The organism is Nocardioides halotolerans DSM 19273 (genome assembly GCF_000422805.1).
Classification (GTDB): Bacteria; Actinomycetota; Actinomycetes; order Propionibacteriales; family Nocardioidaceae; genus Nocardioides; species Nocardioides halotolerans.
Genome location: NZ_KE383923.1, coordinates 194594 through 207463 on the forward strand (window position 1 = coordinate 194594; position 12870 = coordinate 207463).

General features: G+C 71.4%; 13 protein-coding genes. 3 read left to right on the forward strand and 10 right to left on the reverse strand.

Features of this window, described 5'->3' with window-relative positions:
* Positions 1 to 56 precede the first annotated feature (56 nt).
* Both G514_RS0115630 and G514_RS0115635 read right to left on the reverse strand, forming a co-directional pair.
* Complete coding sequence (locus G514_RS0115630) at positions 57 to 581, reverse strand: hypothetical protein (protein ID WP_157544851.1); 525 nt, start codon at positions 579 to 581, stop codon at positions 57 to 59.
* Between the two features lie 5 nt (positions 582 to 586).
* Positions 587 to 838 (reverse strand): DUF4242 domain-containing protein, encoded by a 252-nt coding sequence (locus tag G514_RS0115635; protein WP_028652521.1) that lies wholly within the window; start codon positions 836 to 838, stop codon positions 587 to 589.
* Positions 839 to 1007: 169 nt separating this feature from the next.
* Between G514_RS0115635 and G514_RS0115640 the strand changes: the two genes are divergently transcribed.
* Positions 1008 to 3197, forward strand: coding sequence for a carboxypeptidase-like regulatory domain-containing protein (locus tag G514_RS0115640; RefSeq protein ID WP_169576452.1), 2190 nt, complete (start codon positions 1008 to 1010; stop codon positions 3195 to 3197).
* Here the strand turns inward: G514_RS0115640 and G514_RS27085 are convergent.
* Both G514_RS27085 and metG read right to left on the reverse strand, forming a co-directional pair.
* A complete protein-coding gene (locus G514_RS27085; RefSeq protein ID WP_051247530.1) occupies positions 3194 to 3958 on the reverse strand; it encodes a class I SAM-dependent methyltransferase in 765 nt (254 codons plus the stop codon). The genes G514_RS0115640 and G514_RS27085 overlap by 4 nt on opposite strands.
* Before the next feature lie 80 nt (positions 3959 to 4038).
* A complete protein-coding gene (metG, locus tag G514_RS0115650) occupies positions 4039 to 5847 on the reverse strand; it encodes a methionine--tRNA ligase (protein ID WP_028652523.1) in 1809 nt (602 codons plus the stop codon).
* 52 nt (positions 5848 to 5899) lie between these two features.
* Here metG and G514_RS30385 point away from each other — a divergent pair, with 52 nt between their 5' ends.
* Positions 5900 to 6226, forward strand: coding sequence for a hypothetical protein (locus G514_RS30385; RefSeq protein WP_157544853.1), 327 nt, complete (start codon positions 5900 to 5902; stop codon positions 6224 to 6226).
* A gap of 194 nt (positions 6227 to 6420) precedes the next feature.
* On the opposite strand, the gene G514_RS0115655 is transcribed toward G514_RS30385, so the two are convergent.
* Together G514_RS0115655 and chrA are read right to left on the reverse strand one after the other, a co-directional pair.
* Positions 6421 to 7026 (reverse strand): mycothiol-dependent nitroreductase Rv2466c family protein, encoded by a 606-nt coding sequence (locus G514_RS0115655; RefSeq protein WP_245582234.1) that lies wholly within the window; start codon positions 7024 to 7026, stop codon positions 6421 to 6423.
* Positions 7027 to 7034: 8 nt separating this feature from the next.
* Positions 7035 to 8201, reverse strand: coding sequence for a chromate efflux transporter (chrA, locus tag G514_RS0115660; RefSeq protein ID WP_028652525.1), 1167 nt, complete (start codon positions 8199 to 8201; stop codon positions 7035 to 7037).
* 63 nt (positions 8202 to 8264) lie between these two features.
* On the opposite strand from chrA, the gene pepN reads away from it, so the two are divergent.
* Positions 8265 to 10823 carry an aminopeptidase N gene (gene pepN, locus G514_RS0115665; protein WP_028652526.1) on the forward strand — a complete coding sequence of 853 codons (2559 nt, stop codon included), beginning with the start codon at positions 8265 to 8267 and terminating at the stop codon, positions 10821 to 10823.
* Positions 10824 to 10901: 78 nt separating this feature from the next.
* Here the strand turns inward: pepN and G514_RS0115670 are convergent, their stop codons facing one another.
* The 4 genes from G514_RS0115670 to G514_RS0115685 are packed head-to-tail and all read right to left on the reverse strand — an operon-like array spanning position 10902 to position 12870.
* A complete protein-coding gene (locus tag G514_RS0115670; protein WP_028652527.1) occupies positions 10902 to 11873 on the reverse strand; it encodes an SPFH domain-containing protein in 972 nt (323 codons plus the stop codon).
* Between the two features lie 49 nt (positions 11874 to 11922).
* Positions 11923 to 12171 carry a hypothetical protein gene (locus G514_RS0115675; protein ID WP_028652528.1) on the reverse strand — a complete coding sequence of 83 codons (249 nt, stop codon included), beginning with the start codon at positions 12169 to 12171 and terminating at the stop codon, positions 11923 to 11925.
* Positions 12171 to 12581: a DUF5130 family protein gene (locus tag G514_RS0115680; protein ID WP_157544855.1), complete on the reverse strand. Its 411-nt coding sequence runs from the start codon at positions 12579 to 12581 to the stop codon at positions 12171 to 12173. Before G514_RS0115680 ends, G514_RS0115675 begins: the two co-directional genes overlap by 1 nt.
* Positions 12568 to 12870 carry a hypothetical protein gene (locus G514_RS0115685; protein WP_028652530.1) on the reverse strand — a complete coding sequence of 101 codons (303 nt, stop codon included), beginning with the start codon at positions 12868 to 12870 and terminating at the stop codon, positions 12568 to 12570. Before G514_RS0115685 ends, G514_RS0115680 begins: the two co-directional genes overlap by 14 nt.

A 12870-nucleotide genomic window follows, 5' to 3' on the forward strand; every position in this document is an offset into this window, starting at 1 on the left:
GGCCCTCCGGCCCGCGGCGCGATGCTCGCGCCACGGACCGGCGGGATGGCGGCGGGTCATGCCACCAGGTCGCCCCGGCTCGCCCCGCCGGGGTGGAGCCGGTCGCGCAGCCAGGCCTGGTCGTGCGGGGCGAGCTGCCCCATCGCGACACCATGCAGGACGCCGAACGCGCGCAGCCGCGCCACCTCGGCGCCGTCCCAGTCCACGAGCGCGGCCGCCGCCCCCGGAGCGGTCCAGCGCGTGGCCGACGCGAGCGCCTCGCACGCGGTCTGCTCGGCCTCAGTGCCGCGGGCGGCGATCCGCCCCGCGATCCGCTCCAGCAGCCCGCTCAGCTCGGCCGCCACATCCTCGGGCCGGCGGTCGGCGACGGCCGCGAGCGGCGTCCGCGCCTGCGCCCGCCAGGTCGCGAGCCGCTGCGCCCACCGAAGCCACACCGGCGTCGCCGGGCGCGAGGCCCGGTGCCTGGCACGGCGTTCGGCCTTCGCCTCGCGCCGCACGCGGTCGGCGAGGTGGCGCTCCGCCGCCGCCGCGAGCCGCGCCTGGTCGGTCGCCCGCACGACGTCCCGGTGTAGTGAGCTCATGCTGCTCACGTGCCTTCGATGACGGCGTAGATCTCGTCGGCAACGAGACCGTGCGCCTCGCGGTGCACCGTCGTGGCGGTCTCGGCGTCCGGCGCGTCGACCAGGCAGAAGATCTTGCCCGCCGCCTCGTCCACCCAGTACCGCAGGTAGTTGACGCCGTACTTCCCCTGCGTCTCGACGTCGGCCTGGTGGGCCGCCGCGACGTCGGCGGCCGATACGCCGCCCTCGAGGGTGTGAGCGTCCATGAAGAGGGTCATCTCGGTTCCTTCCGTTCCTCGGCCCCGCCTTGTTGCCGGGCCGAGGAGCCCATGAGACGACGCGGCCGTGTGACGGCGGGTGTGACGACCGGACGAGTTTGCTGCCGCCCGCGGGACACGCTGCGGACGAGGCTGGCTCCGGCGCTCCCGAGAGGCGATGATCCGGGGCATGACGCGGACGCGACCCCTAGCCGTCGCCACTTCCCTGACGATCGTCCTCGCCGGAGCCACCGCGCTCCTCCCCCAGCAGATCGCCGTCGCAGGCCCACGGACGCCCACGGCGACCGCGGCCGGGTCCGCCCTGGCCGGTTCGGCCCCGCTGGCCGCGCAGGGCGACGGCGGAGCCAACACCTACTTCAGCGCGCCGCCGGACCCGCTGGCGGCGAAGGCGCCGGCGCACCGCAGCGACAAGCGCCCGAAGCCCCCGCCGACCAGGGGGACCGTCACCGGCCGGGTCACCGGCCCGCAGGGCACGCCGATCGCCAACGCGCTGGTCACCGGCATCCGCTTCTCCGACCTCGGCCTGCCCGTCGACGTCACGGAGGAGAAGCGCGTGCTGGCGCGCACCGACCGCAGCGGCGCGTTCACCCTCAAGCAGCTCCGCGAGCCCTACCTCATCCGCGTGTGCTCGGAGTCGGTGTCCAGCGGCGGCGGAGGGCACCGCGCCGTCCGGTCGGGCGAGTGCGACCAGGAGAGCAGCAAGCGCTTCACGCCGTCCTACCTCGGCCCCGACGGCAACCTCAACAGCTGGATGCGGCACACCCGCTTCTTCCGCCCCCAGGCGCACCGCTCGCTCGGCCGGGTCGTGGTCCAGCCGCCGGCCGTGCTCACCGGCACGTGGAAGGCCGACGGCGCCAACCGGCTCCTCAAGCTGACCCGCGTCGACGGCAGCGTCGCCGCGACGACGCTGACCGACAGCAAGGGCAGCTTCCGCTTCGAGGTCGCGCCCGGCCCCTACCGCCTCGAGGCCGACCGCGACGAGGGCCTGCACACCGACTCGACGGTCCCCGGCTACCGCTCCAAGCGGCTCCTCCTGCGCGCCGGCCGCACCGTCCACGACTCGTTCAAGACCAGGCACGCGGGGATCGTCCGCGGCCTGGTGACCAGCGGGGGTGTCCCGCTGCCCGACCAGTTCCTCGCCATCCTCGACAAGGACGGCGACTTCGCGGCCGGCGTGGTCACCAACGAGATCGGCCGCTACGTCGTCAGCTCGCTCGAGCCCGGCGCGTACACCGTGACCACGTCGTACGCCGGGTCGGCGTACGTGCCGAAGTCGCAGATCGTCGCGGTGTCGCAGAAGACCGTTGCGGTCGCCGACCTCGCACTCGACCCGGGCCGCTCCGTTGCGTTCTCCGCGGCCGACGTGGTCTACCCGGGCGCCAACGGCTCGGTCGACGCCGAGCTGCGCAACGCCGACGGCCGGGTCGTGAAGGTCTTCCAGGGCAACACCGGTGCGCTGCCGGGCGGCGTGGCCGTCTTCACGGGGCTCCCGATCGGCACCTACAGCCTCTACGTCCGCCGCAGCGCGGTGCCGAGCGACGGTCCCGAGCAGGTGGACTTCCCGTGGACCGCAGCGGCGGTCGACCTCGTCGCCAACACGACGGTCACGCTGCCGCTCCTGCTGAGCCAGCCGACCACGAACCTCACCGGCACGCTGCCCGCGGGCGGCCAGGTCAAGCTGACCGCGATCCCCGAGGACAGCTGGCTGCGGCCTTCGCACGTCGACGGCGACCAGGCGACGCCGCTCGCGCTCAACTGGACGGTGCAGTCCAACGGCGGCGCCTACGTCGTCCGCGGCATCGTCCCTGGCATCTACTCCGCCGCCGTCACCACCGCGCGCAAGGAGCGCGGCGACAAGCCGTCCACCACCGGCGCCAACCTCGCCGCGACGCACTCGACGGTGCTCGTCGACGGCCCAGCGCCGGTCGCGGCGTTCACCGCGCCCAAGGGCGCGAAGGTGCGCGGCCTCCTGCGCTACGCCCGCGGCCACCGCCCGGTGATCGCGCCGTTCGGCTTCCGCGTCTTCGGGCCCGGCGACCGGTCGTGGCTGTTCCCGACCGTCTCGGACAAGCAGAAGTACGGCAAGCCGTTCCGGGTGGAGATGCTCCACGCGGGCAAGGCCGCCGGTCGCCTGCTCGACCTCGAGGACCTCTACGCCGAGCACCCCGACGTTCTGATCCCCGACAACCTGGTCAGCTCCGCGCGCAACGAGGTCGGCACGCCGTACTGGTTCACCGCGCGCAAGCAGGGCATCACCCTGACCGAGGGCGGCACCGTCGACGTCGGCGTGGTCGAGCTCAAGATCCACGGCGTCAACGGCGTCCGCGCCGTGCTCGGAGGCGGCGGCAAGGCCGGTTAGCTGCTGGCTCTCACCACGTGGGCGCCGCTGCCGGTGGGCAGCAGCTCCTCGACCTCGGCGAACCCCGACCGGGTCAGCAGCGCCGCCATCTCGCCGGGCGCCCACGCCTCGGTGAGCTCCTCGCCGACCGCGGCGACGCGCTCGGCGAGGCGCCGGTGCCTTTCCTCGCCCTCGGCGTCGCGCTCGGTGCCGGCGTGGTCGAGCACGACCTCCGCGCCCGGCACCGTCGCGAGCGCCCGCAGCGTGGCTCCGACGGCCTCGCGGCTCAGGTAGGGCACCACACCGAGCCACACGAACACCGCGGGCCGGGCCACGTCGAACCCCTCCTCGACCAGGCGCGACCTCAGGTCGTCGCGCTCGAAGTCGACGGCGACGTACGTCGCGACCGCGGGGATGCCCGCCTCGGCGAGGCGCTCGCGCTTCCACGCCTGGGTGTCGGGGTGGTCGACCTCGAAGACCCGCAGGTCGGCGTGCTCGTTGCGGTAGGCGATCGTGTCGAGGCCGGCGCCGAGCACCACGCACTGCCGGGTGCCGCGGTCGTACGCCGCGGCGAGGGTCTGCTCGGCGAGCCGGTGGCGCAGCGCGACGAACAGCCGCAGCCTCGAGCGCGGCGCGACGGAGGCCAGCACCTCGTCGCGGTCGACGCCGAGGATCGGAAAGGCCAGCGGGTCGTCGAAGAGGACCGGCCGGTCGAGGACCGGGTGCACCGCGCGGTGCACGGCGGCGCCCCACGCGGTCCGCGAGGGCTCGCCCTCACGCACGGGCTTCGGCCCCGAGCAGGGCTCTCACCTGCCCAGCCTCATCGAGCCAGCCTCATGAACCCAGGCTCATCAACCCAGCCTCACGAACCCAGCCTCGCCAGCTCCTCCTCGACGATCGCCGGGTCGAGCTTGGTGAAGATCAGGGTCGGCTTCTCGACCTTCGCGCCGACGGTCACCGGGTGCGAGGACCACGACGGCGTCGAGGAGTAATCACCGGTGATGATCGGGTAGAAGTCGAGCCCCGCGCCGTTGTCGGGGTCGAGCTCCTCGACGGTCTCGATGCGCGGCATCGGCATGAACTCGCCCCGTCCGCCGAGCGCGAGGTGCACCTTGTTGGACGAGTGCGGGAGGAACGGCGCCAGCAGCGTGTTGCAGTCGGCCACGCACTGCGCCGCGACGTGCAGGACGGTGGCCAGGCGCTCGCGCTGCGACTCGTCCTTCATCTTGTAGGGCTCGGTGACGGTGAGGTACTTGTTCACCTCGCCGACCACCCGCATCGCCTCGGCGATGCCGGCGCGCAGCCGCTGCCGGCCGATCAGGTCGCCGACGGTGTCGAAGCCGGCGCGCACCGCCGCCAGCACGGCCTCGTCCTCCGGCTCGAGCGGGCCGGCCGGCGGGATCTCGCCGAAGTTCTTGGCCAGCATGGTCGCGGTGCGGTTGACCAGGTTGCCCCAGCCGGCGACCAGCTCGGAGTTGTTGCGCAGCACGAAGTCGGCCCAGGTGAAGTCGGCGTCGGAGCTCTCGGGCCCGGCCGCGCAGATGTAGTAGCGCAGCGCGTCGGCCTGGTAGCGCGCGAGCATGTCGCTGACCAGGATCACGTGGCCCCGGCTGGTGGAGAACTGCTTGCTCTCCATCGTCATGAACTCCGAGCTGACCACCTCGGTCGGCAGGTTGAGCACGCCGTAGCCGCCCGGCTCCCCGCCCTTCGAGCCGCGGCCGTTGTAGCCGAGCAGCTCGCTGGGCCAGATGACCGCGTGGAAGACGATGTTGTCCTTGCCCATGAAGTAGTAGGACAGCGCCTCCGGGTCGTTCCACCACTCGCGCCACTTCTCGGGCTCACCGAGCCGGCGCGCCCACTCGATGGACGCCGACAGGTAGCCGATGACCGCGTCGAACCACACGTAGAGGCGCTTGGTCTTCTGCTCGGTCCAGCCCTCGATCGGCACCGGGATGCCCCAGTCGATGTCGCGGGTCATGGCCCGCGGCTTGAGGTCCTCGACGAGGTTGAGCGAGAACTTGATGACGTTGGGCCGCCAGGTGCCGCTCGCCTCGCGGTCGCGCAGGTATTCCTGCAGCGCCTCCGCCAGCGCCGGCAGGTCGAGGAAGAGGTGCTGGGTCTCGACGAACTCCGGCGTCTCCCCGTTGATCTTCGACCGCGGGTTGATCAGGTCGATCGGGTCGAGCTGGTTGGTGCAGTTGTCGCACTGGTCGCCGCGCGCGTCGGCGTACCCGCAGATCGGGCAGGTGCCCTCGATGTAGCGGTCGGGCAGCGTGCGGCCGGTCGACGGCGAGATCGCGCCGTACGTCGTCTGCTCGATCAGGTAGCCGTTGGCGTGCACGCCCTTGAACAGCTCCTGCACGACGTTGTAGTGGTTGCCCGTCGTCGTGCGGGTGAACAGGTCGTAGGACAACCCGAGGTCGACGAGGTCGTTGACGATCACGGTGTTGTTCTTGTCCGCGAGCTCGCGGGCGCTCACGCCCTCGCTGTCGGCCGCGACCAGGATCGGCGTCCCGTGCTCGTCGGTGCCCGAGACCATGAGCACGTCGTGGCCTGCCATCCGCATGTAGCGGCTGAACACGTCGGAGGGCACGCCGAAACCGGCCACGTGGCCGATGTGGCGCGGGCCGTTGGCGTACGGCCAGGCGACGGCGGACAGGATCTTGCTCACCGGACGATCCTAGGAGGGCGTGTCTGGGGCCTGCGACGCAGTTAGGCGAACGGTGGCTGACGTGCGAGGCCGGCTACGGCCGAGCCTCGAAGCCACCGCAGCGAAGGCACTCGCCGGGCCGCCGCTGATCGAGCCTGTCGAGATCACCGCAGCGAAGGCACCCACCCAGCCACCGCCGATCGAGCCTGTCGAGATCACCGCAATGAAGGCACTCGCCGAGCCACCGCTGATCGAGCTTGTCGAGATCACCGCAGCGAAGGCACCCGCCGAGCCACCGCTGATCGAGCCTGTCGAGATCACCGCAGCGAAGGCACCCGCCGAGCCACCGCCGACCAGTACGTCCCAGCGCAGGCTGCGGACATCTCGACAAGCTCGATGAGCGGTGGACCAGTCCCAGCCCCGAGGAGCGACCGAGCCGAGCAACGGAGGCTGAGGTGCGAGGCCGGCTACGGCCGAGCCTCGAAGCCACCGCAGCGAAGGCACCCGCCGGGCCACCAGTCCCAGCCCCGACGAGCGACCGAGCCGAGCAGACGGAGGCTGAGGTGCGAGGCCTAAGCTCGCGGGGGTAATCCGTCAGCTGAAGTCGAGATCCCGGTCGCGGGTGCGCTTGAGCTCGAAGAAGTACGGCACCGACGAGAGGGTGACGGCGGCGTCCCAGATCCGGCCGGCCTCCTCTCCGCGGGCGATCCTGCTGAGCACGGGGCCGAAGAAGGCGTGGCCGTCGACCGCGATCGTGGGGGTGCCGACGTCGGTGCCGACCTGGTCCATGCCGAGGTGGTGGCTCTTCCTGATCGCGTCGTCGTACGACGAGTCGTCCATCGCCGCGGCCAGCTCGCGCGGGACGCCGATCTCCTCGAGCGCGTCCTCGATGAGCGGCCGACCGAGCTTCTCGGCGCCCTCGGTGTGCTTCCTGGTGCCGAGCGCGGTGTAGAGGGCGGCGAGCTTCTCCTGGCCGTACTCCTGCTCCACGGCCACGCACACCCGCACCGGACCCCAGGCGTCCTTCAGGAACTCGCGGTAGCTGTCGGAGATGTCGTCCTTGTCCTGGTTGAGGTAGGCCAGGCTCATCACGTGCCACGTCACCTCGACGTCGCGCACCTTCTCCACCTCCAGCATCGTGCGGGAGGTGATCCACGCGAACGGGCACAGCGGGTCGAACCAGAAGTCAACGTTGCTCATGTCAACCATCAACCGAGCAGACCCAGAAGTATTCCGGCCACCGCTCCCCCGGCGACGTACCAACCCGAGTTGAGCCGGGTCCGCCACAGCAGGAGCAGCGTCACCGCGAACAGCCCGACCGTCCAGCCGTCGACCAGTGCCTCGCGGCCCAGCGTCCAGGTCACGCCGGCCATCAGCGCCAACGCCGTCGCGTTGATGCCGTCGAGCAGCACCGCGGTCCACGAGCGCGCCCGGAGCCAGGTCGCGAGGCGCGTGAGCAGGCCGACGAAGACGAACGACGGCAGGAAGATCGCGACCGTGGCGAGGAAGGCGCCGGGCAGCCCCGCGACCAGGTAGCCCACGAACGTCGCGGTCGTGAACAGCGGCCCCGGCGTAACCTGGCCGACCGAGATCGCGTCGAGCAGCTGGTCGTGGGTGATCCAGCCGAGCCGGTCGACGAAGTCACCCTCGAGGAAGGCCAGCAGCACGTAGCCCGACCCGTAGAGGATCGACCCGATCTTGAGCATCGTCAGGAACAGCGTCGCCAGCTGGCCCGCGGTGGGGTGCTCGAAGACGGGCAGCGCCGCCAGCACCAGCGCATGCCTGCCCCGGCTCCCCGGCGAGCGGACCAGGGACCGGGTCGCGTAACCCGCGACGGCGAGCGCAGCGCCCCCGAACAGCACGACGAGCTCGTTGACGCCCAGCAGGTACGCCGCCAGGCCGGCGCCGAGCAGCAGGCCGAGCCACCACGAGTGCACCACCGTGCGCGTCAGCGGCACCAGCGCCCAGACGATGATCGCGACGACCACCGGCACGACGCCCCGCAGCACGTGGTCGAAGGCGGGCGTGTCGCCGTGCTGGACGTAGAGCCAGGCGAGCACCGTGACCATCACCGCGGCCGGGAGGATGAACAGCACGCCGGCCAACAGCAGCCCGCGCCAGCGCGCCCGCTCGTGGCCGAGGTGGATCGCGAGCTCGGTGGAGTTGGGGCCCGGGATCAGGTTGGTCGCACCCATCAGGTCGACGAACCGCTGGTCGCTCAGCCACCCCCTGCGGCGGACCAGCTCCTCGCGCATCATCGCGATGTGCGCGGCCGGGCCGCCGAAGGCCACGACGCCCAGGCGGAGGAAGACCAGGGCGACCTCTCGGGCAGGGCCGAAGGCCGAAGGATCGGCCTCAGGTCGCGATCCGGTCACGACTGCATCCTTCCTCCCCCTCCGCGTGGTGAGGATCACTGCACGGATGGCAGGATCACCGGCATGCCCGGAACCAACCTCACTCGGGACGAGGCCGCGACCCGCGCCTCCCTCCTGGACGTCACGTCGTACTCCATCGACCTGGACCTCACGACCAGTGACACGACCTTCGGCTCGACCACGACGATCGTCTTCGGATGCCGCGAGCCCGGCGCCTCGACGTTCGCCGACCTCGTGGGAGCGACGATCCACGAGATCACCCTCAACGGCGAGCCCGTCGACGCCTCGGCGTACGCCGACAGCCGGATCGCGCTGAGCGGCCTCGCGGCCGAGAACACGCTCGTGGTCAAGGCCGACTGCACCTACTCGCGCACCGGCGAGGGCCTGCACCGGTTCGTGGACCCGGCCGACGACCGCGTCTACCTCTACACGCAGTTCGAGGTGCCGGACGCCCGCCGCGTCTACACGACCTTCGAGCAGCCTGACCTCAAGGCGCCCTACACGTTCACCGTCACCACCCCGGCCGGCTGGGTCGCGTCGTCGAACGCCGCGACGCCCGAGCCGGAGGCGCTCGACGGGGAGAACGACGGCAAGCTGGTCTGGCGGTTCGCCGAGACCCAGCCGATGTCGACCTACATCACCGCGCTGGTCGCCGGCGAGTACCACTCCGTGCACAAGACCTACTCCGGCGCGCACGGCGAGATCCCGATGGGCCTCTACTGCCGCCAGTCGCTCGTCGAGCACCTCGACGCCGACGAGCTGTGGAAGATCACCGAGCAGGGCTTCGAGTTCTTCGAGAAGACGTTCGGCTTCCCCTACCCGTTCGGCAAGTACGACCAGCTCTTCGTGCCGGAGTACAACATGGGCGCGATGGAGAATGCCGGGTGCGTCACCTTCCGCGACGAGTACCTCCCCCGCAGCCGCCAGGACCGCTCGTTCTACGAGTTCCGCGCCGAGGTGATCCTCCACGAGATGGCGCACATGTGGTTCGGCGACCTCGTGACCATGAAGTGGTGGGACGACCTCTGGCTCAACGAGTCGTTCGCAGAGTGGGCGTGCTACCACGCGGCCGTCAACGCCACCGAGTTCACCGAGTCCTGGACCGGCTTCACCAACGCCCGCAAGAACTGGGCCTACCGCCAGGACCAGCTGCCCAGCACCCACCCGATCGCGGCCGACAACTACGACCTCCAGGCGGTCGAGGTCAACTTCGACGGCATCACCTACGCCAAGGGCGCCTCGGTGCTCAAGCAGCTCGTCGCGTGGGTCGGGCTCGACCCGTTCCTCGAGGGCCTGCGGGGCTACTTCGAGGACTTCGCGTTCTCCAACGCCGAGTTCAAGGACCTCCTGATGGCGCTGGAGAAGGCGTCGGGCCGCGAGCTCGAGTCGTGGGCGCAGGAGTGGCTCCAGACCGCGGGCGTCAACACGCTCGCCCCGGAGTTCGAGCTCGCCGAGGACGGCACGTTCTCGTCGTTCGCCATCCGCCAGACCGCGGCGCCGGACTACCCGACGCTGCGCCGGCACCGGCTCGGCGTCGGCCTCTACGACAAGGTCGAGGGCCGGCTGGTCCGCCGTACGTCGGTCGAGACCGACGTCGAGGGCGAGCTCTCCGAGGTCTCCGCGCTGGTGGGCGAGAAGCAGCCCGACCTGCTGCTCCTCAACGACGGCGACCTCGCCTACGCCAAGATCCGGCTCGACGAGCGCTCGCTGGACACGCTGGTCACGAGCATCGAGACCATCGACGACTCGCTGGCCCGCGCGCTGTGCTGGGGCGCCGCCTGGGACATGACCCGCGACGCCGAGATGAGCGCGAGCGACTTCGTCACCCTGGTGCTCTCGGGCATCGCGTCCGAGACCGACGCGTTCGGCGTCAACCGCCTGCCGGGCTACGCCTCGACGGCCGCGACCCTCTACTCCGCCCCCGAGCACCGCGCGGAGCTGCGCGGCACGTGGGAGTCGGGCCTGCGCGAGCTGCTGATGACCGCCGAGGCCGGCGGTGACCACCAGCTGTCGTTCGCCCGCGCCTACGCCTCGGCCGCCCACAGCGACCAGGCGCTCGCCGACCTCGAGGGCCTGCTCGACGGCTCGCTCGTGATCGACGGCCTCGCGGTCGACACCGACCTGCGCTGGACGCTGCTGTCCGGTTTGGCCAAGAACGGCCGCGCCGACGGTGCCCGCATCGACGAGGAGCTGGCACGCGACAACACGATCTCCGGCAAGGAGCACGCGGCCGCCGCCCGCGCCCTCATGCCCACGGCCGAGGCGAAGGCCGAGGCGTGGGAGCTGGCGATGGTCCGCGACGACGTCCCCAACGAGACCCAGCGCAGCATCGTGCTGGCGTTCCAGGCCTACGGTCAGGACGACGTGCTCGCGCCGTACGTCGAGAAGTACCTCGCCGCCGCCGACACGATGTGGGAGGAGAAGGGCACCCAGCGCGCGTCCACCGCGCTGGAGTACATCTTCCCCAAGCAGCTCGCGAGCCAGGAGCTCCTCGACCGCGTCGACGCCTGGCTGGAGAGCTCACCGGCGAACCCTGCCGCCAAGCGCTACGTGCGCGAGGGCCGCGACGACGTCGCCCGCGCTCTGCGAGCGCAGGCAAAGGACGCCGGCGCGGTCGGTTGAGGAGGCCGAGCAGCGACCGTCTCGAAACCTCGTACGCCCGGCTGGGACGCGCCCGAGCCCAGTTCGACGAGCAAGCCCCTACTGGCCGCCGAAGGTGCCGCTGTCGCCCGTGATCAGGCTGTTGGTCGAGGGCTGGAACGGGTTGAGGCCGTGGTCGATGGCGTACTGCTGCAGGAAGCCGCCCTGACCCAGCACGTCGACCCGGGCCTGGATCTTCTTCGCCTCGGCCTTCTCGACCTCGACCTGGGCGAGGGCGGCGGCCTCGCGGGCCTCCGCCTCGGCCTGGGCGGCCCTCGCGGCGGCCACCGCGGCCTGCTGCTTGACCAGCTCGTCCTTGATGGACTGCGGGGGCTCGGGCTTCTGCAGCGTGATCGCGAAGTTGAGGAAGAACTGGGTCTCGCCGTCGGTCTGCCGGTCGACGAGCCCGGGCAGCTGGTCGAGCACCGACTGCTCCCAGGCGGCCTTCTTGGCCGGGTCGGTGTAGAGCTCGGCGTAGGTGTAGGCCTGCCCCGCGCGGTCGATCGCGGTGTCGAGCGGCCGGGCGATGTAGACGCCGAGCATCTGCCGCCAGCCGTCCGACCTGAGCCCGTCGGGAGTCATGTACGCCGCGTAGCGGTTGCCGATGAGCTCGTGGAACCGCTGCAGGGCGCCACCCGGGTAGCGCGTGTCGCCGATCTTCAGCGACTCGCACGAGGTGTTGAGCAGGAAGTTGGCCACACCCTCGACGGTCATCTCGATGCCGTCCTTGGTGACGAACGTGATCGGCCCGCCGTCGCCGTTGATGGAGTCGAAGACGTAGTTGGTCTGCGACGACGGGTAGGCGAAGTGGCCGTCACCGGGGCCGTCGAAGACCCGGTTGGAGGGCGCGATGCAGTCGGAGAACCGCTTCGAGGTGAACGCACCGCCCTTGTAGTGCAGGGCGACCTGGTCGGGACCGGTCGACGCCGTCGAGGGCCGCACGAAGACCAGGCAGAACAGCACCACCACCAGGAGCGCTACGAGCGGCAGGAAGATGCGGGCGCGGCCGCCCCGGGCGACGTCGTTGGCCATGGCGGCCAGATTGTCGGCAGGTGCGCGCGGTACGACGGAGGCGCGCCGGTCAGCCGGGCAACCCGGGTCGGTGCTGCCGCTCGGCGGTGCGGATCGTGTCGATCACGATCGTCGCCAGCTCCGGCGCGATGTCGCGGTTGGTCCAGGCGATGTCCTTGACGTCGTCGAGGACCGCCTGGAGCCGCCGCGCCTCGGCCTCGGCGGTCCGGGCCCGCTCCTCGGCGAGGGAGCGGAAGAACAGCACCAGGCACACGCAGAGGACCGCGAAGACCGCGACTCCCGCCAGGAGGAAGGTCACTACTGGTCCGCGTGCAGCAGCTGGGGGGCGCGGGCGTGCTCTGCGAGCATCTGGATGCCGCGCCGCAGCCCGCCGACGAGGTCGCCCTCGGCGAACAGGCTCTGCATCTGCACCACGGCGAGCTCGACCTGCGAGTCGCGGAGGGTACGGCGCACGTGGCTGCCGGTGACGACCTCGAGCGCCCGGGCGTCGGGGTCGACCAGGATCAGGATGCTCCGGGCCGGGGCGACGAGGGTGCGGTGCAGGCTGACGGCGTAGGAGCGCGGGTCGCCCTCGGCGTGCCCGACGAACACCGAGAACTCGACCCTCGAGACGCGCTCGGCCTTGCGGATCGTCTCGTCCAGCGCGACCTTGTCGTGGGCGCCGAACCGCGCGCCCAGGCGGGTGCCGGAGCGGTCACCACCGGCCACTGGCGCCTCCCGCGTCGGCGTCCTCGGAGTCCGGGCCCTTCAGCTCGGCCGTGCCGGCGCGCGGGCCGCCCAGCCACTGGTTCTCCACCGGCGGCTGGCCGGGTGCGATCCGCTCGCCGCGGACCAGCGACGGCACGTAGACCGCGATGGTGATCGCGAGGAACAGCAGCAGCGGCACACCGCCCAGCAGAAGCACGGCGTGGAAGGTGTTCACGTCGTCGGGGTCGCTCCACCCCACCGGCACGTCCATGGGGACGAGGGCGGCCAGGGCGCTGAGTGCGGTGGTCAC

Bases quoted from the DNA above. Each gene is read 5' to 3' on its own strand.
- G514_RS0115640 (WP_169576452.1), top strand. From the start codon at position 1,008: ATGACGCGGACGCGACCCCTAGCCGTCGCCACTTCCCTGACGATCGTC.
- pepN (WP_028652526.1), top strand. From the start codon at position 8,265: ATGCCCGGAACCAACCTCACTCGGGACGAGGCCGCGACCCGCGCCTCC.
- G514_RS0115630 (WP_157544851.1), bottom strand. From the start codon at position 581: ATGAGCTCACTACACCGGGACGTCGTGCGGGCGACCGACCAGGCGCGG.
- G514_RS0115635 (WP_028652521.1), bottom strand. From the start codon at position 838: ATGACCCTCTTCATGGACGCTCACACCCTCGAGGGCGGCGTATCGGCC.
- G514_RS0115655 (WP_245582234.1), bottom strand. From the start codon at position 7,026: ATGAGCAACGTTGACTTCTGGTTCGACCCGCTGTGCCCGTTCGCGTGG.
- G514_RS0115670 (WP_028652527.1), bottom strand. From the start codon at position 11,873: ATGGCCAACGACGTCGCCCGGGGCGGCCGCGCCCGCATCTTCCTGCCG.